Source organism: Pantoea sp. CTOTU46764 (genome assembly GCF_031974595.1).
GTDB lineage: Bacteria > Pseudomonadota > Gammaproteobacteria > Enterobacterales > Enterobacteriaceae > Pantoea > Pantoea trifolii.
Genome location: NZ_DALYOQ010000001.1, coordinates 34,858 through 59,620, shown reverse-complemented (window position 1 = coordinate 59,620; position 24,763 = coordinate 34,858). Strand labels below are relative to the sequence as shown.

21 protein-coding genes are annotated in these 24,763 nt (G+C 53.6%); 16 read left to right on the top strand and 5 right to left on the bottom strand.

The annotated features are described in order from the left end of the window. Positions 1-254 precede the first annotated feature (254 nt). The 3 genes from RTM06_RS00290 (at position 255) to RTM06_RS00280 (ending at position 6,947) form a co-directional block, all read left to right on the top strand. Positions 255-3,899 carry an ATP-binding protein gene (locus tag RTM06_RS00290; RefSeq protein ID WP_312179067.1) on the top strand — a complete coding sequence of 1,215 codons (3,645 nt, stop codon included), beginning with the start codon at positions 255-257 and terminating at the stop codon, positions 3,897-3,899. A 98-nt stretch (positions 3,900-3,997) separates the two neighbouring features. Beyond that, complete coding sequence (locus tag RTM06_RS00285) at positions 3,998-4,621, top strand: response regulator transcription factor (RefSeq protein ID WP_256697541.1); 624 nt, start codon at positions 3,998-4,000, stop codon at positions 4,619-4,621. A 322-nt stretch (positions 4,622-4,943) separates the two neighbouring features. Beyond that, complete coding sequence (locus RTM06_RS00280; protein ID WP_312179063.1) at positions 4,944-6,947, top strand: NADPH-dependent 2,4-dienoyl-CoA reductase; 2,004 nt, start codon at positions 4,944-4,946, stop codon at positions 6,945-6,947. On the opposite strand, the gene rlmG is transcribed toward RTM06_RS00280, so the two are convergent. Next, complete coding sequence (gene rlmG, locus RTM06_RS00275; protein WP_312179062.1) at positions 6,948-8,066, bottom strand: 23S rRNA (guanine(1835)-N(2))-methyltransferase RlmG; 1,119 nt, start codon at positions 8,064-8,066, stop codon at positions 6,948-6,950. Positions 8,067-8,147: 81 nt separating this feature from the next. Here rlmG and RTM06_RS00270 point away from each other — a divergent pair, with 81 nt between their 5' ends. Then, the gene (locus RTM06_RS00270) at positions 8,148-8,648 is read left to right on the top strand and encodes a M48 family metallopeptidase (protein WP_312179060.1); all 501 of its coding nucleotides are present in this window, start codon (positions 8,148-8,150) and stop codon (positions 8,646-8,648) included. Here the strand turns inward: RTM06_RS00270 and RTM06_RS00265 are convergent. Beyond that, positions 8,645-10,333 (bottom strand): chloride channel protein, encoded by a 1,689-nt coding sequence (locus RTM06_RS00265; RefSeq protein ID WP_312179058.1) that lies wholly within the window; start codon positions 10,331-10,333, stop codon positions 8,645-8,647. The two genes, RTM06_RS00270 and RTM06_RS00265, sit on opposite strands and share 4 nt — an antisense overlap. A 139-nt stretch (positions 10,334-10,472) precedes the next feature. Between RTM06_RS00265 and RTM06_RS00260 the strand changes: the two genes are divergently transcribed. The 3 genes from RTM06_RS00260 to sstT all read left to right on the top strand — a co-directional run bounded on the left by RTM06_RS00260 (position 10,473) and on the right by sstT (position 14,182). Next, complete coding sequence (locus RTM06_RS00260; RefSeq protein ID WP_312179269.1) at positions 10,473-11,459, top strand: Gfo/Idh/MocA family oxidoreductase; 987 nt, start codon at positions 10,473-10,475, stop codon at positions 11,457-11,459. Positions 11,460-11,730: 271 nt separating this feature from the next. Next, complete coding sequence (locus RTM06_RS00255) at positions 11,731-12,702, top strand: TerC family protein (protein WP_008103489.1); 972 nt, start codon at positions 11,731-11,733, stop codon at positions 12,700-12,702. A 232-nt stretch (positions 12,703-12,934) separates the two neighbouring features. Beyond that, positions 12,935-14,182 (top strand): serine/threonine transporter SstT, encoded by a 1,248-nt coding sequence (gene sstT, locus RTM06_RS00250; protein WP_256697548.1) that lies wholly within the window; start codon positions 12,935-12,937, stop codon positions 14,180-14,182. Positions 14,183-14,271: 89 nt separating this feature from the next. Here sstT and RTM06_RS00245 read toward each other — a convergent pair whose 3' ends face one another. Genes RTM06_RS00245 through uxaC form a run of 3 tightly spaced genes read right to left on the bottom strand, consistent with a single transcriptional unit; the run spans position 14,272 to position 18,633 of the window. Next, on the bottom strand, positions 14,272-15,762 hold the full coding sequence (locus RTM06_RS00245; protein WP_312179055.1) for an altronate dehydratase family protein: 1,491 nt from the start codon (positions 15,760-15,762) through the stop codon (positions 14,272-14,274). 4 nt (positions 15,763-15,766) lie between these two features. Further along, entirely contained in the window at positions 15,767-17,215 is a 1,449-nt protein-coding gene (locus RTM06_RS00240; RefSeq protein ID WP_312179267.1) for a tagaturonate reductase, read from the bottom strand. Positions 17,216-17,217: 2 nt separating this feature from the next. Beyond that, positions 17,218-18,633: a glucuronate isomerase gene (uxaC, locus tag RTM06_RS00235; RefSeq protein WP_312179053.1), complete on the bottom strand. Its 1,416-nt coding sequence runs from the start codon at positions 18,631-18,633 to the stop codon at positions 17,218-17,220. 373 nt (positions 18,634-19,006) lie between these two features. Between uxaC and RTM06_RS00230 the strand changes: the two genes are divergently transcribed. The 9 genes from RTM06_RS00230 to RTM06_RS00190 all read left to right on the top strand — a co-directional run bounded on the left by RTM06_RS00230 (position 19,007) and on the right by RTM06_RS00190 (position 24,736). Further along, on the top strand, positions 19,007-20,308 hold the full coding sequence (locus RTM06_RS00230; RefSeq protein ID WP_256697551.1) for an MFS transporter: 1,302 nt from the start codon (positions 19,007-19,009) through the stop codon (positions 20,306-20,308). A gap of 88 nt (positions 20,309-20,396) precedes the next feature. Beyond that, entirely contained in the window at positions 20,397-21,170 is a 774-nt protein-coding gene (gene exuR / locus RTM06_RS00225; protein ID WP_008103503.1) for a transcriptional regulator ExuR, read from the top strand. A 335-nt stretch (positions 21,171-21,505) separates the two neighbouring features. Further along, positions 21,506-22,183, top strand: coding sequence for a DedA family protein (locus RTM06_RS00220; protein ID WP_265298750.1), 678 nt, complete (start codon positions 21,506-21,508; stop codon positions 22,181-22,183). After that, positions 22,180-22,548 (top strand): EnvZ/OmpR regulon moderator MzrA, encoded by a 369-nt coding sequence (gene mzrA, locus RTM06_RS00215; RefSeq protein ID WP_256697553.1) that lies wholly within the window; start codon positions 22,180-22,182, stop codon positions 22,546-22,548. Before RTM06_RS00220 ends, mzrA begins: the two co-directional genes overlap by 4 nt. A 175-nt stretch (positions 22,549-22,723) precedes the next feature. Continuing rightward, positions 22,724-23,095 carry a DUF1090 domain-containing protein gene (locus RTM06_RS00210; RefSeq protein ID WP_312179049.1) on the top strand — a complete coding sequence of 124 codons (372 nt, stop codon included), beginning with the start codon at positions 22,724-22,726 and terminating at the stop codon, positions 23,093-23,095. A gap of 35 nt (positions 23,096-23,130) precedes the next feature. Further along, positions 23,131-23,436, top strand: coding sequence for a YqjD family protein (locus tag RTM06_RS00205; RefSeq protein ID WP_007890363.1), 306 nt, complete (start codon positions 23,131-23,133; stop codon positions 23,434-23,436). A 2-nt stretch (positions 23,437-23,438) separates the two neighbouring features. After that, the gene (locus RTM06_RS00200; RefSeq protein ID WP_192236531.1) at positions 23,439-23,837 is read left to right on the top strand and encodes a phage holin family protein; all 399 of its coding nucleotides are present in this window, start codon (positions 23,439-23,441) and stop codon (positions 23,835-23,837) included. Further along, a complete protein-coding gene (locus RTM06_RS00195; RefSeq protein ID WP_256697554.1) occupies positions 23,834-24,118 on the top strand; it encodes a YqjK-like family protein in 285 nt (94 codons plus the stop codon). Before RTM06_RS00200 ends, RTM06_RS00195 begins: the two co-directional genes overlap by 4 nt. Before the next feature lie 207 nt (positions 24,119-24,325). Continuing rightward, on the top strand, positions 24,326-24,736 hold the full coding sequence (locus RTM06_RS00190) for a DoxX family protein (protein WP_064738422.1): 411 nt from the start codon (positions 24,326-24,328) through the stop codon (positions 24,734-24,736). Positions 24,737-24,763: the final 27 nt, after the last annotated feature.

Below are 24,763 nucleotides of genomic sequence, written 5' to 3'. Positions count from 1 at the left end.
AGTCTGACTTAACTCCTTAACAAGACCACATAAGAATTGTCTTGAAAGAAAATGAGCAATATAACTTACTGAATTTAATAATTAATTGTAGCCATATCGTAACACCACCTTCACAGACACTCTTTCACTAAAAATCAAATATTTGAGAATGGTCGCAAAATATTCTCAGCAAAAGAATAGAGCGAGCGAAAGATAACAATATCCTTATACTCGATAGTCCTGATTGACATTAATGAATATTTTAAGAAGGCTGCGTGCTAATCAACCTTAATACCTTTCGCTTGTTAGCTGTATTTTTTTTGGCTTTATTTTCATGTTCATTAATAGCATCAGAGAAAAAACTGCAATTACTGGCGCGATATGATACTGCTCAACCTGCTTTGCAACTGGCTGAGCCTATTACTTCAGAGTTTCGTAATCACGTACTCAAAGTTGCTGTAGCTGGGAAACCACAACCGCCTTTTTTTATGGATATGGATACGCGGCGATTCGAAGGCGTAAGTGCGGATTATCTCTCTCTAATTCAAAATATGCTGGATACCACGGTAGAAATCCATTATTACGCCAGCCACAGCGCGGCCCTGGAAGCCTTAACCAGCGGAGAAATGCATCTATTAGCGATCTATGTGGATCAACCCTCACTCGCAGAGCCGCAATCATTGATCGCCAGCGAACCCTGGATGCTGGATTACGCAGCGATAGGTTTTAATCCTGAAGAGCGCAATGAACTCAATCATGATGGACCTAATCGTATGGCCTGGTCAGGTTCAGCATTGCTGCGTGCGCATTTGGAAGAGATTTATAAGAGTGATGTTTTGGTGCGTTTTCCCGGTTACTACGATGCTGTCGCGGCGACGGTTTTTGGTCAATCAGAGCGAGTTTGGGGCAGCGCCGCCACACTTATGCACCTCAATCGCTTTATGTTCGCAAATGCGCTGGAAATCACGAAAGATGATCACTCTCTCGCGATGAATGTTAGCTTTGGCATTAGTCCGCGTTATCCACAACTTGCCGATGCGATCAATCTTGCCCTGACACAAATTCCGCTCTCTATTCGAATGCAAATAGCGAAGCGCTGGCAGCTTGATACGTACCATGTGCTGCAACGTAATCCACTTGCACTTTCCCATGAAGAGGAGAAGTGGCTACAGGAACACCCACTTATCAATACCGCACTACCGCAAACCCTCGCGCCACTCAGCAGTCGCAGCGGGGGTATGCCCTTTCGCGGCATGATCATTGACGTCTTAGATCTTATTGCCAACCTAAGTGGCATCACCTTCAATCCAGAAGTTCAGGAAGAAAGTAGCCGTAATCAAGCCGATAAGCATTCTCCACATCTATATGCACTAGAGATGCTTACCCATGAAATTCCTCCTCAGTTGGTTACCCGATCCTGGCTGGTTTCACACTGGGTTATTATTCGCCATAAGCGCCCCCGCAATATTATGGCTCGGAATACTTTCCCGTTTGGTTCTGCTCTCATGCTCAACAACAGGCAAATGAAAGATTGGATGCTGCTGCATTATCCCCATCTGAATCTCTCCTACGTCGATGACCCTTTACAGGCCTTACGCGCTTTGCAGACGCAAGAAATTGATGCGGTAGTGCTGCCAAAAATCTTTGCGGATAACTTGCTCCACAACCATTATGCAGATGACTTTATTGTCGAAACGACTTTGGGTGCCGAGCCGGCACGCTTTGTGATGCGCGTAGAGCCCGGTAATGAAATGCTGGTTAGCATCATTAATAAAGCATTAATCGCAATTCCGCCGGAAACGATGTTCAAATTACTGGCGCAGTGGCGTCAGTCAGATATGCCGTTTTTAAGTGCTTCCTGGCAGAACCACAAACAAATTATCTTGCTGATCGTATCAGTCTCAACCGGTTTGATAGCACTGATTCTTTTATGGAACCGCCATCTGCGTAGGGTCATTCAACAGCGTATTCAGGCCGAAAACGCGCTCAAAAATCAGCTCAATTTCACCCATACGCTGTTTAATGATTCGCCCGTTGCTATGTATATTCGCGACAAACAAACCCGGCTGGTGGATTGCAACAATGCCTACCTGAATTTTATGAATTTCCGGCGCGAAGAGGTCATCGGAAAACGACTTTCGGACGTTTTGACAGGCAATAACGCCAATATTCATAGTATTGAAGATGGCTATCAGAAAACGTTACTGGATGGCGAAGCCGTCATACGCGACATCCATATGGACTTTGATCAGCTTTCATTCCAGCTTTATCACTGGACGCTGCCGTTTCGCGATCGGCACGGTGATGTCGCAGGCGTTATCGGAGGCTGGCTGGATGTCACTGAACGCAATGCGCTGTTGCAGGAGTTACAGCTCGCCAAAGATGTGGCTGATAAAGCCAACCGCTCCAAAAGTGAATTTCTTGCCAGCATGAGCCATGAGATCCGCACGCCACTACACGCTATGATTGGCTTGTTGGAATTAGAAACTCGCTTACAACCACCGGATTCGCTATCAGAGAATATCCGCGTCGCCTATAACTCAGCACGCGCACTGCTGTCATTGATTGGTGATATTCTCGATCTGTCGAAAATCGAATCCGGCCTTTATCAGCCAACATTAGAAACAATCTATCTTCCTGATGTACTTGATCAAGCAGTCACGCTTTTTCGTAATAAAGCAGAGATTAAGGGCCTTGAATTGCGGATAGAAATGGATATTGCCGCTTACTGGGTGAAAACGGACCCATTAATGCTCAATCAAATCCTTTCTAATCTAATAAGCAACGCCATTAAGTTTTCCGACAACGGCACTGTTACGGTTGTCCTCATGCAGGGCATCGCGCAAGAGGAGGAGGGTTGCGAATTCGTGATTGAAGTTAGCGATCAAGGCTGTGGCATGACGGAAGATCAACAGCACGCCATTTTCGAACCTTTTGTACAGGTCGGCGATCGCCAGCAGCAGCAGATTGGCACCGGATTAGGACTAAGCATCTGTCGTAATCTGGCACATTTACTGGATGGTGAGTTAATTGTAGAAAGTTCGCCGGGTGAGGGCGCGGTATTCTCTTTTTACTTCCGTGCCTTGCCGGGTGAACCTCAGGATCAAACACAACCTCATTTGTCGCAGCCGCTGATGTCAGACAAGCTCTCGGTGATGATCATTGACGATCACGCCCCCAATCGATTGCTGCTCGGCAAACAGCTGGAACTGGCCGGACATCAAGTCATGGTGAGTGAAAGTGCAGCTGAAGCACTGACATTATGGCAACAGGATCCGTTACGCTTCGATCTTATCATTACTGACTGCAATATGCCCGGTATGAACGGTTTTCAGTTCACTGAGGCGCTACGGCAATACGAGCAGGATCATCAATTAACACCGATTATGTTATTCGGCCTGACTGCATCGGCTGAGCAGCATATCATGCAACGCTGCTTACAGGCGGGAATGAACGATTGTCTTTTCAAGCCGCTAAATTTAGAGAGCTTACTGACGCAGGTTGCACGCTGTACCCGTCGCAGTGCCCTACAACCAGAAATGCTAGTGACGTCAATAACTCCATTAGAACCGAGTATTGCCTCTTACCCGCAGCTTTTCACACAATTGGCCGAACAAGACAGCGAAGGTTGCCTGGCATTACTCACCAGCATACGAAGCAGTCACGATGAATTAGTGGCATCACTTCAGCAGACGGATGATGCCAATACATTGTCGCAGCTTGGACATAAACTTAAAGGAGGAGCAGCAATACTTAATGCTACCGTTCTGGTTGAATTGGGCCGCAAGCTGGAAAAGCACCTTGAGGAAGGGCACAATTCACAATCGTTAATTCAGCAAATTATCCAAGAGATGAAACGTGTCGACGAGTCATTGGATGAATTTGAGAAACATCGCTTGAAAAATCAGCAAGATTCCTAGAATCATAATCTTATCGAGACATTTCTCGGTTCGCCCTATTATTCTGCCGGACATAATGGCCGTCAGCGTCATCATTACGGTGCCGTTAAGGGAGATATATGTTTAATGCAAAAATCCTCATCGTTGATGAGCATCGTTTGGTTGCCGCCGGCGTGCAGGCTTTATTATTAATGAACGGTTTTAATTGTGTCACTACTGCGCACACAATTAACGAAGGCATAGATGATATTATTCATCATCACATCGACATACTCATATTGGCCCCGGACTTCAAAGAGAAAAACGGTATTGCTTTTTTGCGTGATATCGTTAAATCCAAGACCTGGATGAAAGTTATCCTAATTGGCCACAGTGGGAACAACCCTGTTTCATTACAGTCACTTAGCCAGGGAGTAAACGGATTCGTATCTACATATGATCCGATTCAAACGCTGATCGCTGCTATTGGCTGTGTATCTAACAATGTAAATTATCTTCCTGGTGACATTCTGGATAAACGTCAGCGTTACGTGAACGAACAAGATATGCTTTCGCGTTTAACAGATCGTGAAAACTTGATTTTACGGCAACTTGCACAGGGAAAGTCGAATAAAACCATAGCTTGTGAATTAGGATTGAATAACAAAACCATCAGCACCTATAAAACAAAAATATTCCAAAAACTTGAGTCAAAAAACCTGGTCGATATCATCGAACTCGCACGTCGTAATGGTGCGTGCTAAAAGAAAAATCAAGACTAGTCTTGCGGATAAACAGTGTAGTGACATGGCATGATGTGCCTTGTCCTTACCCTGGACAGTTTTTAAAAAGATTGAGTTATAAAGGAATTAACAACCACAGAGCTAATTTATTAGCCCCTTCTTCATGCTATTACAGGGCGAGTAGGTTTCTTCCCGTGCCTGGCGAAAGAAGTCCGATACTTTCGTCTGCGACTTACCGCCCTGCTTTTTTTTGATGCTTCTCACAGGCTGAACGCCACACACTTCCTTCCCTGCAAATTCCCGCTAGAGTTCACTCATCCGACCACTTTCTGAGTATGTGATCATGTCTGAACATTATGCCCATCTGTTCGCCCCGCTAGATTTGGGTTTCACCCACCTTAAAAACCGTTTCCTGATGGGGTCGATGCATACCGGATTGGAAGAACATGCTGAAGGTGCCGAACGTCTGGCTACCTTCTACGCTGAGCGCGCACGCGAAGGTGTGGCGCTGATTGTCACCGGCGGTATTGCGCCCAATCCGCAAGGCGTGGTGGCACATGGCGGAGCGATCCTAAACCAGGATAGTCAGTGCAACTGGCACCGTATCATCACCGATGCGGTGCATGCAGAAGGCGGGAAAATTGCGCTGCAGATTCTGCATGCTGGTCGCTACAGCTATCAACGCGATCTGGTTGCCCCTTCGGCGTTGCAGGCGCCGATAAATCCCTTTACACCGCAGGCGCTCAGCGATGCGGATATTCATCAAACCATTCAGGACTTCGCACACTGCGCCAAACTGGCGCAACAGGCCGGCTATGACGGCGTGGAGATTATGGGTTCGGAAGGTTATCTGATTAACCAGTTTTTGGTGGCACATACCAATCAGCGTGAGGATGACTGGGGCGGCGATGTGGCGCGGCGTCAGCGCTTTGCGTTAACTGTGACGCAAGCGGTGCGCGATGCTGTCGGCAGCGACTTCATCATCATCTTCCGCCTGTCGATGCTTGATTTGGTCAATAACGGCAGTTCGCTCGAGGAAACGCTGTCGCTGGCGCAAGCGCTGGAGCAGAACGGCGTTACGCTGTTTAATAGCGGTATTGGCTGGCATGAAGCGCGCATTCCTACCATCGCCACTTGCGTGCCGCGCGCCGGTTTTGCCTGGGTCACCCAGCATCTGCGCGAGCGCGTGTCGGTGCCGGTCATTGCCACTAACCGCATCAACCATCCCGATGTGGCTGAACAACTTCTGCGTGAAGGCATCGCCGATATGGTTTCGATGGCTCGCCCTTTCCTCGCCGATGCGGCTTTCGTTCGTAAAGCAGAAACCGGCCAGCCTGATGCCATCAATACCTGCATTGCCTGTAATCAGGCCTGCCTCGATCAAATCTTTGTCGGCAAAGTCACCTCTTGCCTGGTGAATCCACGCGCCTGCCATGAAACGCTGATGCCGGTGATCGCCACCGAACAGCCAAAGCAGTTAGCGGTGGTGGGCGCGGGACCTGCCGGCATGGCATTCGCGCTGCAGGCGGCCGAGCGCGGCCATCAGGTCACGCTGTACGAAGCCGACACACAAATTGGCGGGCAGTTTAATATCGCCCGACAGATTCCCGGCAAGGCCGAATTCAGCGAAACGCTGCGCTATTTCCGTCATCAGCTTGCTGCTGCGGGCGTGACGATTAAAACAGAACATCGCGTCACCACAGACGAACTGGAAACCGCTGACGAAGTGGTTATCGCCACCGGTATCTTGCCGCGCCAGCTGACGATTCCTGGCATCGATCATCCCAGCGTGCTGAGCTACCTCGATGTGATACGCGATAAAAAACCGGTGGGAAAACGCGTGGCGATTATCGGCGCGGGCGGCATTGGTTTTGATACCGCCGAGTTTCTGCTGCATCAATCCAGCCATGACGATTTCTACCAAAGCTGGGGCATCGACCGCAGCCTGCAGGCGCGTGGCGGTTTGATTGCGCCACAGCCACAGCCCGCCGATCGGCAAATCTGGCTGCTGCAACGCAAATCCGGCAAGCCGGGCGCAGGCTTAGCGAAAACCACTGGCTGGATCCACCGTGCCAGCTTGCAGGCGCACGGCGTGCAGATGTGGGGCGACGTCGAGTATTTGCAAATTGATGATGCCGGATTACATCTGCGTCATCAGGGCGAAGCGATAACGCTGGCGGTGGATAACGTTGTGATTTGTGCCGGACAGGAACCGCTGCGCCTGCTGGCGGACCAGCTCAGCGCGCGAGGTAAATCCGTTCGGGTGATTGGCGGTGCAGATGTGGCGCAGGAGCTGGATGCTCGCCGCGCCATAGCTCAGGCGACCGAACTGGCGCTGAGTATCTAATTAACGCAGTTTGACCGAACGCAGCACCACGAACTTGGCGTTAGACGCCACCAGTTCGCAGTTACCAAACAGCTTTTTCATTTTGACGTGATAGCCGAGGTGGCGGTTGCCGACGATGCGCAACTCGCCGCCGTACTGCAGGCAACGTTTGGCATCACGCAGCATTTGCCACGCCAAATGATCGGTCACCGCGTGCTGCTGATGGAACGGTGGATTGCACAGCACCGCGTGCAGGCGATCGGACGGGAAGCCACTCAGCACGTTGTTAACGCGGAACTGACAGCGCTCCATATCCTGGGGACGGTTCACTTCCACGTTCAGTTTGCTTGATGCCACCGCCATGTAGGATTCGTCATAAAACAGCACGTCCGCGTTCGGGTTCTGCTCCAGCGCCAGCAAACCAATCACGCCATTACCGCACCCCAGATCGAGAATCTCACCTTCAATGTCATAAGGCAGATGCTGCATAAAGAAGCGTGCGCCCACATCCAGCGACGCGCGGGAGAACACGTTGGAATGGTTATGGATCTGGTATGCAGAATCATCCAGCGGCCAAACGGTGGTTGCTGGCTGATCCGCTAATTGAGGCGCGGTGTAGCGGCTATAAATCAGACGCGCTTTTTTCCACGCCAGCGAGGTTTTGCTCTCGCCCAAAATGCGCTCGAACAGCTGCAACGTAGAGTTGTGAATATCTTTGGCTTTCGCCGCCGCCAGAATCAGCGTGTCTGGCGTGATCACTTCGCGCAATGCACGCAGTTGATGCTCCAGCAACGCCAGCGCTTTGGGAATTTTGATCATCACCACCGCCGGCGCGGCGGGCAGTGGCGCCAGGCTATCGATAAAGTGCACCTGATCTTCATCCATCTCATTGAGACGCAGGTTCTGTTTTGCCGCCTGTTCGCTCAGCAGCGAATCGCTAACGTGCCACACAGGACGTGCGCCCAGCCCGCAGGTCAGCGCACCAAAACTGTCGTTGAACACCAATACCGGGCCCTCTGGCAGCTCTTGCTGCAGCAGGTATTCATCGGCGGAATCCCACGCCTGTAGCGGGCTTTCCTCACGCATTGGCGGGAAGCGGTGCAGCGTCAGCGTGCGATTGGTCAGTTCAAGTTGGCTCATGGAATCTCCGGCGTGGTACACTTTGCGCGATTTTCGCCCTAAAAAGGGGGCGCAGTATACTGTCTTTCGCCGGGAATCCCAATGTCATTAATCTATCTGCAGGGTTACCCTGAAAACATCCTCGAGCAGGTTCAGACGCTGATCGAACATGAGCGTTTAGGTTCATTTCTCCAGCAACGCTATCCCGATACGCACAATATCGTCAGCGACCGGGCGCTCTATGATTACACCCAGGCGCTGAAAAACCGCTACATGCGCAGCGCGCCGCCGGTGAGCAAAGTGATTTGGGACAATAAGATCAAAGTAATGAAGCACGCGTTGGGGTTGCACACGGCGATTTCGCGCGTGCAAGGCGGCAATCTCAAAGCCAAAGCGGAGATTCGCATCTCCACTTTCTTCCGTCTCGCACCGGAAGCGTTTTTGCGCATGATCGTGGTGCACGAACTGGCGCACCTTAAAGAGAAAGAGCACGACAAAGCGTTTTACCAACTCTGCTGCCACATGGAACCGAATTATCATCAGCTGGAGTTTGACGCCCGCTTGTGGATGACCGACCAGGCGATGCGCGGCAACGCGGCTTAAAGAAACTCCTGCGCTTTTTGAATCAAACTGGTTTTGGTCAGTGCGCCCATAAAACGGCGCTCCTGCGGATTATTCAGCACCGGCAAGCGCTCAAGCGTGACGCGGGCGAAGGCTTCCCAGCCTTCGCGCATGCTTTGATTCTGATAAATGCAGGGAAAGTTATTGTCCATCACGCTACTAACGGGCGAATGCAGCGTGATCTCCTGCGACAATACCTTGCGTGAGATATCGTGAATCGACACCACACCGAGAAATTGACCTTCGCTATTAATCACATACACATAACGTTCACGCTTGAGTGAGCTCACCGCCAGCGCCTGCCCCACCGACTCTTCCGGCTGCAGCGCTGCGCCGGGAATGATCAGCTGGTCGACGCGCATGTTATCGAAATCATACTTGGCTTCGGAACGACTGAAATGGCTGCTCACCACCGGATAAGTACTGGACGATTGCAGGCGATAGACCACCATCGATGCCAGCACCGACGCGATCATGATCGGGAACAGCAGGCTGCTATTCAGCGTCATCTCTAACACCATCAGCATCGCCATTAACGGCGCCTGACTGACCGCCGCCAGCACCGCCGCCATGCCGATCGCCGCATACAGCAAGGTATTGCCAACCGGTAAATGCAGCATCACGCCCATCTGCGCCAGCGCCACGCCAAGCAGTGCGCCGATCAATAATGAAGGGGTAAACAGCCCGCCCACCGCGTTGGAGCCCACCGACAGCGTGGTCGCCAGCGTTTTTAACACCAGCAATCCCAGCAAACCCATCAGCAGATATTGGCCATCAATGATTTTGACGATCACTTCGTAACCATTACCGAGAATATCGGTGGAGATCAGCGCCAGAAAGCCCACTGCTAATCCACCCACACCCAGCCGTAGCGGCAGCGAACGCACCCGGCCAAACAGCGCCTTGCTGCGCGCAATCAGTTTGATCAGCAGCCAACCGGCGATACCGGCGACAAAACCAATCAGCAACGTCATCAGCAAGCTGCTGATATCCATCTGGAACAGCGCTTCGGATAACGGATAAAGCGCGCTGCGAAAACCCAGCGACCACATGGTCATTACCGCCACCGCCGACGAAACAATCAACGGAATCAAGCGTTGCAGCGCCGAGATGCCAAATGCGATTTCCGCCACAAATATCGCTGACGCCAGCGGCGCGTGATACACCGACGACAGCCCGGCGGCAGCGGCCATCGCCACGATATCGCTGTTGCGCAGATTGAGCGATTTGGGCAGCCAACGCCCGATTAAACTGCCGCTCAGCGCCGATAGCTGCACCATCGGCCCCTCTTTACCAATCGACGCGCCGCTGCCGATACTGGCAATCGATGACAGCGCACGGAACAGCGAAGTTTTGGTCGGCACCGCATCAAGGCGCGCGTTAATAACTTCCAGATAATCGGTCTGCACCGTTTCCTGTTTCTCAATCGCCACCGCATAGCGCAGGAAAAAACCGGCGATAACGCCACCCGCGCCCACCAGCAGCGGCCAGAAGATCCACGGCCAGACATGCATCGCCACGGTGATTTCGTTATCGCTGTTGAACAGCAGGCGGTTAATGACATCGATCACGCCGCGAAAAGCCAGCGTCACCAGCGAGGCCACGCATCCAACGGGGATGGCGATCAGTAATGTGGTCCAGTTCAGAGCATGTTTACTTCCACTCACCCACGCGTCCCCGCTAAGTCGGTTAAAAAGTTGTGCGGCATCATCATATTGGAATGCGGATCTCAGGATCAAATTTCGCCTGCCTGGCGCTCAGATGAACATGTTACTCTGCCGTTTTACTTTAGCAGGAGAGCAGCACGTGATTCGTTTCGCCATCGTGGGAACCAACTGGATTACCCGCCAGTTTATCGACGCCGCGCATGAAACCGGCAAGATGAAGCTGAGCGGCGTCTATTCGCGTAATCAGCAGCAGGCCGACGCTTTTGTGGTGGATTATCCTTGCAAGCTGACCTTCACCTCACTGGACGCACTTGCCGCCAGCAGTGAGATCGATGCGGTATATATCGCCAGTCCGAATGCGCTGCACAGTGAGCAGGCGATACTGTTTATGTCGCACGGCAAGCATGTGATTTGCGAAAAGCCGATGGCGTCTAACCTGCGTGAAGCCGAGGCGATGATTGCCTGCGCGCGCCAGCATCAGGTGGTGCTGTTCGAAGCCTTTAAAACCGCCAGCCTGCCGACGTTCCTGCAGCTGCAAAAAACGCTGCCGCAATTGGGCAAACTACGTAAAGCCCTGATCAACTATTGCCAGTACTCCTCGCGTTATCAGCGCTATCTGGATGGCGAGAATCCAAATACCTTTAATCCTCGCTGGTCGAACGGCTCCATCATGGATATCGGCTTTTACTGCCTCGCCGCCGCTGTCAACTTGTGGGGCGCGCCGCAGCAGGTCAAAGCGCAAGCTTCGCTACTGGAAAGTGGCGTTGATGCGCATGGCGTGGTGGTGCTGGGCTACGGCGATTTTGATGTCACGCTGTTGCACTCAAAAGTCAGCGATTCACTGATCCCGAGTGAGATTCAGGGCGAAGCGGGATCGCTGATAATTGAAAAGATCTCCGAATGCCAGCAACTGCGCTTTATCCCGCGCGGCGGCGAGAGCCAAAACCTGACGCAGCCGCAGCACATCAACACCATGCTGTATGAAGCCGAAACCTTCGCCAAATTGGTGGAAGCCGGTGAAGTTGAGCATGCGGGCTTAGAAACCTCGCGCATTACGGCGCAACTGCTCACGGAAATTCGCCGCCAGACCGGCGTGGTATTCCCGGCAGATCAGGCTGAAGTGTAAATATTGCAAAACATTTCTGGCGCCCTCTTGAAAGCGATTATCGAACTCCGTATGTTTAGCGCTGCAAAGGGGAGTAACTTGTAAGCTGATTGATCGTCATTACGATGCGCAACGCAATATGCGAAACGCATCCGGTCGTCAGGCAACCCGGAACCTATTCTGAGTTGTAAGTGAGACCTTGCCGGAAGGCGAGGTTTGCTTGCAGCACGATCAAAGCGGCTGACGTCTTCTGACTTCAGCCGCTTTTTTATTTCTGGAAAAGGATACGACTATGCACTCAGTTGGCACACCGTTACTTTGGGGCAGCTTTGCTGTCGTGGTGCTCATAATGCTGGCGATCGACCTGCTGTTACAGGGCCGACGCGGCGCACAAACCATGTCATTCAAACAAGCAGCGGTCTGGTCGCTGATTTGGGTCTCCGTTTCACTGCTGTTCAGCGCTGCCTTCTGGTGGTATCTCGACGGCACCGCCGGGCGCGAAGTCGCTACCGCGCAAACTCTCGCTTTCCTCACCGGCTATGTTTTAGAAAAAGCGCTGGCGGTGGATAACGTTTTTGTCTGGCTGATGCTGTTTAGCTACTTCGCCGTCCCAGCCAACCTGCAGCGCCGCGTGCTGATTTATGGCGTGTTGGGCGCGATTGTGCTGCGTACCATCATGATCTTCGCTGGCAGCTATTTGGTTACCCAGTTCAGTTGGATTCTTTACGTATTCGGCGCCTTCCTGCTGTTCACCGGCCTGAAAATGGCGCTGGCGAAAGAGGAAGATGACAGCACGGTTGGCGACAAGCCGGTGGTGCGCTGGCTGCGCAAGCATCTGCGCATGACCGATAGCCTTGACGGCGAGAAGTTCTTCACCCGTAAAAACGGCGTGCTGTTTGCTACGCCGCTGCTGCTGGTGTTGATCATGGTTGAACTGAGCGATGTGATTTTCGCCGTGGACAGCATTCCCGCCATCTTCGCGGTGACCACCGATCCGTTCATTGTGCTGACTTCAAACCTGTTCGCGATTCTCGGCCTGCGCGCCATGTACTTCCTGCTGGCTAACGTGGCGGAGCGCTTCTCGATGCTGAAATATGGCCTGGCGATTGTGCTGGTGTTTATCGGTATCAAGATGCTGATCGTTGAGTTCTATCACATTCCCGTCGGCATCTCGCTGACGGTGGTGGGCGTGATTCTCGGCGGTACGCTGCTGATCAACGCCTGGGTGAACCACAGAAACGACCAGAAGAAGATCTCACCATAATCTTCTGCAGGGGCGCTAATCGCCCCTGCTTTGTTTTGCCAGTGGCAACCTTAACCTTTTATATATCTGTCACACTTCCCATCATCAGCAGATCAAAAAACCGATCTGCCGCGCATGCACAGAATTTTCTCTTTCCTCATAAGCTCTTTTCCTTATACTCCGCCGGGCAAACCGTTGTGGGTGGTTGAACCGCGCACAATACTCATGACCGCAAATATAAAAAGACTGTGATATGCAAAACAACTTTATTGGACGTCTGGGCGCGCTGTTCGCAGGAAGCCTGGTAAAACAAATCATGATCGGCCTGGTGGCGGGCGTGGCGCTGGCGTGGTTCTCACGCGATGCCGCACTGGCCGTTGGCTTGCTGGGCGAGCTGTTCGTGCGTGCGCTGAAAGCCGTCGCGCCGCTGCTGGTTTTGGTGCTGGTGATTTCTTCGATCGCTAACCATCAGCAGGGACAGAAAACCAATATCCGCCCGATTATCATGCTGTATCTGCTCAGCACGTTCTTTGCTGCGGTTGTGGCAGTGATCTTCAGCCATCTGTTCCCTCAGACGCTGTCGATGAACGTCGGTGCCACGCAAATTACGCCGCCGTCGGGCATTGCCGAAGTGCTGCACGGTTTGCTGATGAGCATGGTGTCGAATCCGATTGAAGCGCTGATGAACGCCAATTACATCGGCATTCTGGTGTGGGCGCTGGGATTGGGCCTGGCGTTTCGTCATGCCAGCCCAAGCAGCAAAGCGTTTCTTAATGACGCGTCAAATGCCGCGACCTGGGTGGTGCGCTGCGTGATCCGCTGTGCGCCGCTGGGAATTTTTGGCCTTGTCGCTTCCATTCTTGCCTCAACCGGTTTTGATGCGCTGTGGGAATACGCCAATCTGCTGGCGCTGCTGCTCGGCTGCATGCTGATTATGGCGCTGGTGATCAACCCAATGCTGGTGTTCCAGAAAATTCGCCGCAACCCTTATCCGCTGGTGTTTACCTGCATGCGTGAGAGTGGCGTTACCGCATTCTTCACCCGCAGTTCCGCAGCCAATATCCCGGTGAATATGGCGCTGGCGAAGCGTCTCAATCTGGATGAAGACACTTACTCCGTATCGATCCCGCTGGGCGCCACCATCAGCATGGCCGGTGCTTCGATCACCATCACTGTGTTGACGTTGGCTGCAGTGCATACGCTGGGTATTTCGGTGGATGTGCCAACCGCGATTCTGTTGAGTCTGGTGGCGTCGCTGTGTGCCTGTGGCGCATCCGGCGTGGCGGGCGGTTCGCTGCTGCTGATCCCGGTAGCCTGCAATATGTTTGGTATTCCGAATGATTTGGCGATGCAGGTCGTGGCGGTGGGCTTCATTATTGGCGTGCTGCAGGATTCCGCCGAGACCGCGTTGAACTCCTCGACGGATATTCTGTTTACCGCCGCCGTATGCCAGGCTGAAGCCGAGCGCGAGCCGCGTCGTACGGTTTCAGAATCGGAATAAGGTGTGGTTGTTGAATGGGTCGCCATTAATGGCGACCCTACGGATAATTAGCGAGATTTTGTAGGGTCGCCATTCATGGCGACCTGGTTTTACAAGGTCACTCCGCTTTTAAAGATGGCTAATTCGCGGAAATCATTGGTTTCATTGCGCGCCGGTTGGCCATTGGCAATCGCCACAATCATATCGACGAAGTCCTCCAGCATCTCCGCCATACTCATCCCTTCAATCAAACGTCCGGCATTAAAATCGATCCAGTGCGGCTTCTTCTCGGCGAGCTGCGTATTGGTGGCGATTTTCACCGTCGGCACAAAACCGCCATACGGCGTGCCGCGTCCGGTGGTGAACAGCACCATATGACAGCCCGCACCCGCCAGCGCGCTAGTAGCGACCGCATCGTTGCCAGGCGCACTTAACAGATTGAGTCCCGGCGTATGCAAGCGCTCACCGTACTTCAGCACATCCACCACCTGGCTTTGTCCGGCCTTCTGCGTGCAGCCAAGCGACTTCTCTTCCAGCGTAGTGATGCCGCCGGCTTTGTTACCGGGTGAGGGATTCTCGTAGATCGGCTGCTGGTGATCGATAAAGTAGCGCTTGAAGTCGTTAATCATCGCCACAGTTTTTTCAAAGGTGGCTTCATCGCGGCAGCGACTCATCAGAATACGTTCTGCGCCAAACATCTCTGGCACTTCGGTCAGCACGGTGGTGCCGCCGTTGGCAATCATCTGGTCGGAGAAACAGCCCAGCATGGGATTGGCGGTGATGCCGGAAAAACCATCCGAACCGCCGCACTCCAGACCAAACTTCAGCTCGCTAAGTTTGCCAGGTTGACGCTGATCTTCGCGCATGGCGCGATAGAGTTCGTGCAGGCGTTCCAGCCCCGCTTCCACTTCATCATCCTGCTTCTGACACTCCATGAACTGCACGCGATCGCTATCGAAACCACCAAGCGTTTCACGGAACACATCGACCTGATTGTTCTCGCAGCCGAGGCCAATCACCAGCACCGCGCCGGCATTGGGATGGCGCACCATATTTTGCAGCATGGTGCGGGTGTTTTCATGATCCTGTCCAAGCTGCGAACAGCCAAACGGATGGCTGAACAGATGCACGCCATCAATGCCTTCAGCGTCATTGGTCTCTTTCATAAAGCGCGTCAGGATTTGCCGTGCGATGCCGTTAACACAGCCGACGGTGGGCAGAATCCATAACTCATTACGGATGCCCACTTCACCGCTGGCGCGGCGATAGATCTGCACGTCACGGTCGCCTGCTTGCGGCGGCAATTCGAGAAAATCGGGTTGATAGTCGTACTCATCCACGTCGCTCAAATTGGTGCGCGCATTGCTGGAGTGGATGATCTCGCCGGCCGCAATCGGCTGAGTGGCGTGCGCGATGGGCAAACCGTATTTGATCACCAGCGCGTCAGTGATTAAAGGCTGCAGCGCAAATTTATGGCCGCGCCCAACCTCCTGCTGCAAGGTGATCGTCTGTTGATTGATTTCGACCTGGGTATTGGCTGGTAAATCGCGCAACGCCACAGCAACGTTGTCGCGTGAATGTATTCTAATGGCATCTTGCATAGCGTTATCTCAGTTGTGTCAACGCCGTCCGCATCCCGTGGACGATGATGTTTTGCAGGTGCTGGCTGACCGCAGCGACTAATCCAGGCCGCTGCGTGAGATCTTCGCCCCAGTGATTGGCATCGCTGAGTACCGCGCGCACCAACTGTTCCGGAGTCTGTTTATCGTTGTGTACCGCTGGCCACAGTTCGGCATAACGCTGCAGCCAGTGTTCGTCGTCCTGCAGCGGCCAGTGACGTTCACCCTCTGCACCGCGATAAAAAGCCAGCAGTGCGGCAAAAGCGAAGGTCAGGCGCACCGGCCATTGCCCGTTTTGCTGCTGCGATAGGAATAATTGCGGCAGCAAACGGGTGCGGAATTTGGTCATGCCGTTGAGGGCGATGGAGAGCAACGCATGGCGAATAAAGGGATTGCGGAAGCGACGCTGCACCGCGTCGGCAAAGGCGTGCAGCTCATCGCGCGGCAGATCCAGCGTGGGGATCACCTCGTCGCGCAGCAGCGCATCGACAAAACCGGCCATCTGCGCGTCATCCATCGCTTCTCCCACGCTCTCCAGCCCGGCCTGAAACGCCACCGGCACCAGCGCGGTGTGTGCGCCGTTGAGGATCGCTACCTTTTGCGCTTTGTACGGCGTGATGTCGTCCACCAGCTTCACTTCCGGCGCCAGCGCGTGCAGCTGCAGCTCCTGCGCCAGTGCGTCCGGCCCCTGAATCACAAACTGGTAATAGACTTCGCCCGCCACCAGATAACGATCTTCGTAGCCCAGTGAAGCTTCGATCGCCGCGCTATCCGCCGGATAACCGGTGACAATACGATCCACCAGCGTGTTGTAGAACGCGCAGTGATCCTGTACCCAGCGGGCAAACGCCGGCGGCAGCTGCCAATGCTGGCTATAGCGCAGCACCAGCTCACGCAGCGTGTCGCCGTTGTAATCGATCAGTTCACAGGGCACCACCAGCCAGCCTTTATCACTGGCGCCGGCAAAATGGTTGAAGCGCGCCCACAGCAGCTGCGTCAGCTTGCCGGGGAAGGACGAGGCGGGCGTATCGTCCAGCCGATCCTGCTCTGCGAAGGCAATGCCCGCTTCCGTGGTATTGGAGAAGACAAAACGCATTTGTGGCGCGCGTGCCAGCGCGAGAAATTCGTCAACCTGTTGATACGGCTGGATTTCACGATTCACGCTGCGGATCAGGCGGTGTTCACTCACCTGCTCGCCCGCCGTGTTTAGCCCGCGAATCAGCGTGGTGTACAAGCCATCTTGCTGATTGAGTGTCTCTTCCACCACGCGATTGCGTGGCCGCACCACCACCACGCCCGCATCAGTGTCTTGATGCTGATTGAGCCAGTCGAGCTGCCAGTCGATGAAGGCGCGCAGGAAATTGCCTTCACCAAACTGGATAACCCGTTCGCTATAGTGCGCGCCGGGAAAGTCGTGACGGTTGAGTCGCTGCATCATCAGGCTCCCAGCTCAATGCCGAAGTAATCGCGCGCATTGTTGAAACTGATGTTCTGTACCATCTGCCCTAACAACGCTTCGTCGGCAGGCGCTTCGCCCCGCTCAACCCAGTTGCCGATCATCTGGCTCAACAGACGACGGAAATATTCGTGGCGCGTGTAGGAGAGGAAGCTGCGGCTGTCGGTCAGCATGCCGACAAAGCGGCTCAGCAGGCCGATTTGCGCCAGTTGCGTCATCTGGCGCTGCATGCCATCCAGCTGATCGTTAAACCACCACGCCGAACCAAACTGCATTTTGCCAGGTTCGCCTTCACCCTGGAAATTGCCCGCCATGGTCGCCAGTGCTTCGTTGTCGCGCGGGTTGAGGCAGTAAAGGATGGTTTTTGGCAGCGCGTTGTTGCGGTTCTGCGCATCCAACAGGCGCGCCAGCGGAATCGCCAGCGGCGCATCATTAATCGAATCGAAGCCAACATCCGGGCCGAGGATATCAAACTGGCGACGATTGGCGTTGCGCAGCGCACCAATATGATATTGCTGCGCCCAGCCACGGCGCGCATATTCGCTGCCGAGCCACACCAGCACGGCGGTTTTGAATTGAGCCGTCTCTTCGGCGGAAGGCGCTGCGCCTTGCAGTCGACGCGCCAGAATGCCGTCGAGCGTGGCATCATCCGCTTCCGCAAACAGCACCACATCCAACGCGTGATCAGAGATTTTGCAGCCATGCGCAGCGAAGTGATCGAGTCGCTGGCTTAAGGCGCGACGCAGATCGTCAAAGCGCAGCACGCTGACATCCGCCACCTGCTCTAAGCGCTGAATCCATGGCAGGAAGCTCTCCAGCTCAATGTTGAAGGCCTTGTCCGGACGCCAGCTCGGCAGCACTTTGACGTCAAAGCTGCTGTCCTGCGCCAGCTTACGGTGATGCTGCAAGTCGTCGAGCGGATCGTCGGTGGTGCCGACCATTTTCACCTTCATCTGCTGCATGATGCCGCGCGCGCTGAAGGCGTCCTGCGCCAGCAGTTCATTGCACTGCTGCCAGATACGTTCCGCGCTCTGTTCGTTCAACAGCACATCGGTAATGCCAAAAGGTCGACGTAATTCGAGATGCGTCCAGTGATAGAGCGGATTGCCGATGGTATGCGGCACGGTGCGCGCCCAGGCATTAAATTTCTCACGGTCGCTGGCATCGCCGGTACACAACGCTTCCGGCACGCCGTTAGCGCGCATCGCACGCCATTTGTAGTGATCGCCTTTCAGCCAGATGTCATATAGGTTGGTGAAGCGGTAATTATCGGCAATCTGCTGCGGCGGCAAGTGACAGTGATAGTCGAAAATCGGCTGGTCTTTGGCGTAGTCATGGTACAGACGACGGGCGAACTCGGTGTCGAGTAGAAAATCCTCACTCATAAAACGCGACATACCTGCTTCCTCATTTTGTAGCCAGATGGCTTTTAACTAAAAGTTATCATACCAATTTAGGCGAACGGCAAAATTGTTTGCGATCCGACTCACAATAATGACAGTTTCACTGTGGGTATATGGACGATTCTGTTGTGGATATTGCGTTAAATGGCTGTTTTAACGATCTTTCGTCCTATCACACACGCGCCGCAAGGTTTATGTGATGGCATTCAACTTTTGAAGCTGTATAACAAGTTAACCTCTCGCTCCGTTGCTAACGGGATTAATGGCACAGGCAAGGAACTGCGGGAGTGAGCAGCGCTGTTCACATCTTCCCGCTCCAGATAACTACAGCGGTAAAACCGCAACGACAGACTGGACGAGGTTAATAATGCGTAAGATCAAAGGGCTACGCTGGTACATGATTGGGCTGGTGACGCTGGGCACGGTGCTCGGCTACCTGACGCGCAATACCATTGCCGTTGCGGCGCCCACGCTGGAAACGCAGTTGGGTATCACCACGCAACAATATTCCTACATCGTCGCCGCCTACTCGGCGTGCTACACCATCATGCAGCCGGTGGCCGGTTATGTGCTGGACATGCTCGGCACCAAAATCGGTTATGCGGTGTTTGCCGTGCTGTGGGCGATCTTCTGTGCCGCGACCGCGATGGCGGGCAGCTGGGGCGGCTTTGCGCTGGCGCGCGGTGCGGTTGGCGCCGCCGAAGCAGCGATGATTCCGGCCGGCCTGAAAGCCAGTAGCGAGTGGTTCCCCGCCAAAGAGCGTTCGGTGGCGGTGGGCTATTTCAATGTGGGATCGTCGATTGGTGCGATGCTGGCGCCGCCGCTGGTGGTGTGGGCGATCGTGGCGCACAGCTGGCAAATGGCGTTCATTATTACCGGCGTGCTGAGCATGGTGTGGGCCATCTGCTGGCTGGTGTTTTACAAACATCCCAAACAGCAAACCAAGCTGAGTGATGAGGAGCGTCACTACATCATTGCCGGCCAGGAACTGCAGCATCAAACCGGTAATAACAAGAAGATGTCGGCGCGCCAGATCCTGCGCAATCGTCAGTTCTGGGGCATTGCGCTGCCGCGTTTCCTCGCCGAACCGGCGTGGGGAACCTTCAACGCGTGGATTCCGCTGTTTATGTTCAAGGTATACGGCTTCAACCTGAAAGAGATCGCCATGTTTGCCTGGATGCCGATGCTGTTCGCCGATCTCGGCTGTATTGTCGGTGGCTACTTGCCGCCGCTGTTCCAGCGCTGGTTTGGCGTCAATCTTATCGTCTCGCGCAAACTGGTGGTCACCATGGGCGCGGTGTTGATGATTGCGCCAGGCACCATCGGTTTGTTCACCAGTCCGTATGTCGCGATTGGGCTGCTGTGCGTCGGCGGGTTTGCCCATCAGGCGCTTTCTGGCGCGCTGATCACACTCTCTTCGGATGTGTTTGGCCGTAACGAAGTGGCTACCGCTAACGGCTTAACCGGCATGGCGGCCTGGACGGCGAGCACCATGTTTGCTTTGGTGGTCGGAGCGCTGGCCGATACGCTGGGCTTCAGCCCGCTGTTCGCGGCGCTGGCGGTGTTTGATCTGTTAGGCGCGGTGGTTATCTGGACGGTCCTGAAAAACCAGCCGGTTTCTGAACTCGACGATCGGTCAGCGGTGCAGTCCGCTGCGGTACGCACCTAAGCTCATCGGGCTGGCATCGGCCAGCCCATTTCCTCTGTGCGGCTGAAGTGGTATAACAACTCAACTTTCTCCCACAGCGGACCGCGCAATGGACCTGACCGAATCACGACGCCTCTATCAACAGCTCGCCAGCGAACTCAAACGCCGCATTGAAGCCGCCGATTACCGGGTTGGCGACAAGCTGCCTGCTGAACGTCTGATTGCGGAGGAGATGCAGGTGAGCCGTACCGTGGTGCGTGAAGCGATCATCATGCTGGAAGTGGAAGGTTACGTGGAGGTGCGCAAAGGTTCCGGCATTCACGTCATCAGCAGCCAGCAGCAGAACCGTGTGGTGACGTCCAGCCAGCTGGAGTTTGCCAATTTCGGCCCCTTCGAGTTATTACAGGCGCGCCAGCTGATTGAAAGCAACGTGGCTGAATTTGCCGCCACGCAGGTAACGCGTCAGGACATCGTGGCATTAATGGCGATTCAGGAGAAAGCGCGTCAGGAAGATCATTCGCGCGATTCTGCGTGGGATATGGAGTTTCACGTGCGCATCGCGCAATCAACGCAGAACAGCGCTTTAGCGGCGATTGTCGAGAAGATGTGGCTACATCGTCTGCACAATCCTTACTGGCTAAAGCTCCACGAACACATTGATGCCAAAAATATCACTAGCTGGTGTGACGATCACGACCAGATCCTCAAAGCTCTAATCCGCAAGGATCCCGCCGCCAGTAAGCTAGCAATGTGGCAACATCTGGAAAACACTAAGCAGATGCTGTTCAACGCCACCACCGACGATTTTGAGTTTAACGTCGACCGTTACATGTTTGCTGAAAATCCGGTCATCCTGCCTGAAGGTAGCGAAAATCCACGCTGATCCTGCTTATTTTTCAGCCGTTTTGTTGCCGAAAAAGTCAGTTAGTCTGCAATAGTGTCAGCTCATGTAAAGCTCCTTTGGACCACCTGCGTCTAAAGGTAAAACTCCTGTGCGGCAGGCACTTTCCCCTGTCTGGATAACGTTATTTTTGTTACAGTTATCGCCCTTTTATTACCCTTTGCGACAGGGCTTTTATAAAGTCGCTGATTTAACAATCAATTCTGGAAGGATCCGGAAACTCCTGCTCAGGCTGCTTATCTAAAATGTATAACCAACGCCAGTCTGCGCCTAAGCCCCTCACGGGCACGTTTAACAATGATGTTCAGGAATGATTGATGGATATTTTGCAAGCATTGCTGCATGCCTTATGGCAGCAGGATTACGAAATGCTCTCCGACCCGACGCTGGTTTGGGCCATTTATGGCGTGCTGTTCATGATTCTGTTTCTGGAAAATGGACTGCTGCCCGCCGCGTTTTTGCCCGGCGATAGTTTACTGATTCTGGTGGGTGTACTGATTGCTAAAGGCACCATGGGTTTCCCGCTGACACTGCTGATTCTGACCACCGGAGCCAGCCTTGGCTGCTGGGTAAGCTACATTCAGGGTCGCTGGCTCGGTAATACGCCTACCGTGCAAAAATGGTTATCGCACCTGCCTGCGCAATATCATCAACGCGCCCACCGACTGTTCCATCGCCATGGCTTGTCAGCATTGCTGGTGGGTCGCTTTATTGCCTTCGTCCGCACCTTGCTCCCGACCATCGCTGGGCTTTCTGGCCTGAGCAATGCGCGCTTTCAGTTCTTCAACTGGGTCAGCGGCTTCCTGTGGGTGCTGATTCTTACCGTGCTGGGCTTCGCGCTGGGCAAAACGCCGATTTTCCGTCGTTACGAAGATGAGCTGATGTTGTGCCTGATGCTGCTGCCACTGGTGCTGCTGGTAATTGGTTTGATCGGTTCTTTAGTGGTGATTTGGCGCAAACGTCAGTCGACGCGTAACGGGAATTCACAGTCATGATCAAATTCCGTGGATTCCCAAGGCGTTTCCTGCCTTGGGCGCTGGGTGGCGCGTTGGCGCTGCTGGCGATCTGTTTCGTTCCGACCCTGATGCAGCATGAAACCGTGGTGCAGATTCGTGTCGCCAACAGCGGCACCAATCTGCCCGATGGTTTTTATCTCTATCAGCAACTTTCCGCGCAGGGCGTGCGTATCAAAAGTATTACGCCTTCAGGCGATGCGCTGGTGATTCATTTTGAGAATGAAGAACAGAGCCTGGCGGCGCAGAAAGTGTTGAAGCGCCTGTTGCCACAAGGCTTTGTTGTTGCCGCTGGCCCGCAGGCCTCGCAGCAATATCCTGACGCCAGTCGCCCAACTTTTAGCTAAATTTCACCGCCTGACGTCAAGTCAGGCGGTGAGCTAATCCCCCGCTATCCCCGCGTCTTCTTTGAATTTTTTCGTCTGCTGTCTATCCTTAGAGATAGCGTAAGCCTAAGACATGCTGGGAAGCCTCTCTTGTCTACTCTCAGACAGGTCATCAACAATGGAAGGTCACAACCTGATGAAACATCAATTACTGCTAGGTGCTATTCTTTTTTCACTCTCGGGTTCGCTGCTGGCGGCTGAATCGCTCTGCCAACAAAAAGAGCAGGACATTCAGCGCGAGATCGATATGGCGAAACAGCACGACAACCAGCGCCGCGTTACCGGGCTGGAGCGCGCATTGACCGAAGTCCGCGCAGGCTGCACCGATGAGAAGCTGAAATCCGCACACAGTGAACGTATTGCTGATCAGAAGCACAAAATCGCCGAACGTGAGCGTGAGCTGAAAGAAGAGCGTCAGGATGGCGACAAGGACAAAATTGAGAAGCGCGAACGTAAGCTGGAAGAGGCGCAGAACGAACTGAAAAAGCTTGAAGCTGAACCTTATTAATCGGACTTAACTAAATGCTGTAAAAGGAGATTTCCATGGCTAAAGAAACAACATCTGAACATCTGCGCGCTGAATTGAAAAATCTGGCTGATACTCTGGAAGAAGTGCTGAGCAGCTCAGCAGATAAATCCAAAGGCGAGCTGGATAAGTTGCGTCATAAAGCGCGCGGCGCTATTGAAAGCTCCCGTGAACGTCTCGGCGATTCCGGCGAACGCATTGCACAAACCACGCGTGAAGCGGCGGAAAAAGCCGACGAATACGTACGCGATAATCCGTGGCACGGCGTAGGTATTGGTGCAGCGGTAGGTATTCTCATCGGCATTTTAATTTCACGGCGTTAATGATGAGTGATAGTCAGCAAAGCCACGGCCCCGGCAAAGGGGTCTTTAACATCGGTCAACGGGTCGTTACCACGCTGGTTAGCATGGTTGAGACGCGCGTCCGACTGGCGATTGTGGAACTGGAAGAGGAAAAGGCTAACCTGATTCAGATGCTGATGATGGTGGGCCTTACCATGCTGTTTACCGCTTTCGGTCTGATGAGCCTGATGGTATTGATCATCTGGGCGGTGGATGCACAATATCGCCTAATGGCGATTGCCATTACCACAGCGGTGCTATTTGCTCTGGCGCTGATCTTTGGTTTGTGGACATTGTACAAATCGCGCCAGTCAACGTTGTTGCGCCATACGCGTAAAGAACTGGACACCGATCGCAAACTGCTGGAGGAGCATCGCTCATGAGCCGCCGCGAACGTGAAGCACGCATTCACGAATTGCTCAATCAGGTGCAGCAGCAGCGGCTTGATCTCAGCGCCGACAGCCGCGACTGGCTGATCAGCACCGCGCAATACGATCGCGGCTGGTTAACCATCATTGGCATGCGTCGTTATCTGGCGATTGGCAGCAGTGCATTGGCCATCTGGTCGATTCGCAGCCCCAATCGCCTGCTGCGCTGGGCCAAACGTGGTTTCGGCGTCTGGAGCACCTGGCGCATGATCAAATCAACCCTGAATACTCGCTAATTCCTCTCTCTAAAACCGGATCTAGTCGATTCGGTTTCGCCCTCCTCAAATTTACTGAATAACATTGACAGTTTATCTCGCTTACAACTCTTTCAACCTGCGATTATCATCTCCCTCCATCAGCCCACTGAACTGAAACAACCGGTTCAAGGGGATTCAAAACCCGCAGGCCAACAACCTGCAACAAAAACCTTGTTGGAGTAGATGATGAAAAAATTCGAAGACTCAGGCCTGCTGGTAGCACGCGTATTAATGACCATTCTGTTTATCACCGCAGGCTGGGGCAAAATCACTGGCTACGCCGGTACCGCACAATACATGCAGGCGATGGGCGTCCCAGGCTTCCTGCTGCCGCTGGTTATTCTGCTGGAGTTCGGTGGCGGCCTGGCGATTCTGTTCGGTTTCCTGACGCGCTTTACCGCCCTGTTCACCGCTGGCTTTACTCTGCTGACCGCGTTCCTGTTCCACAGCAACTTCGCGGAAGGTGTTAACCAGCTGATGTTCATGAAAAACCTCTCCATCGCCGGTGGCTTCCTGGTGTTGGGTCTGGTAGGGCCAGGCGCTTACAGCATTGACCGTCTGATTCGTCAGCGCGTTCAGCCAGCGGCCGCACGCTAAGCAGCACAAGCGGTAGAGAACACATAT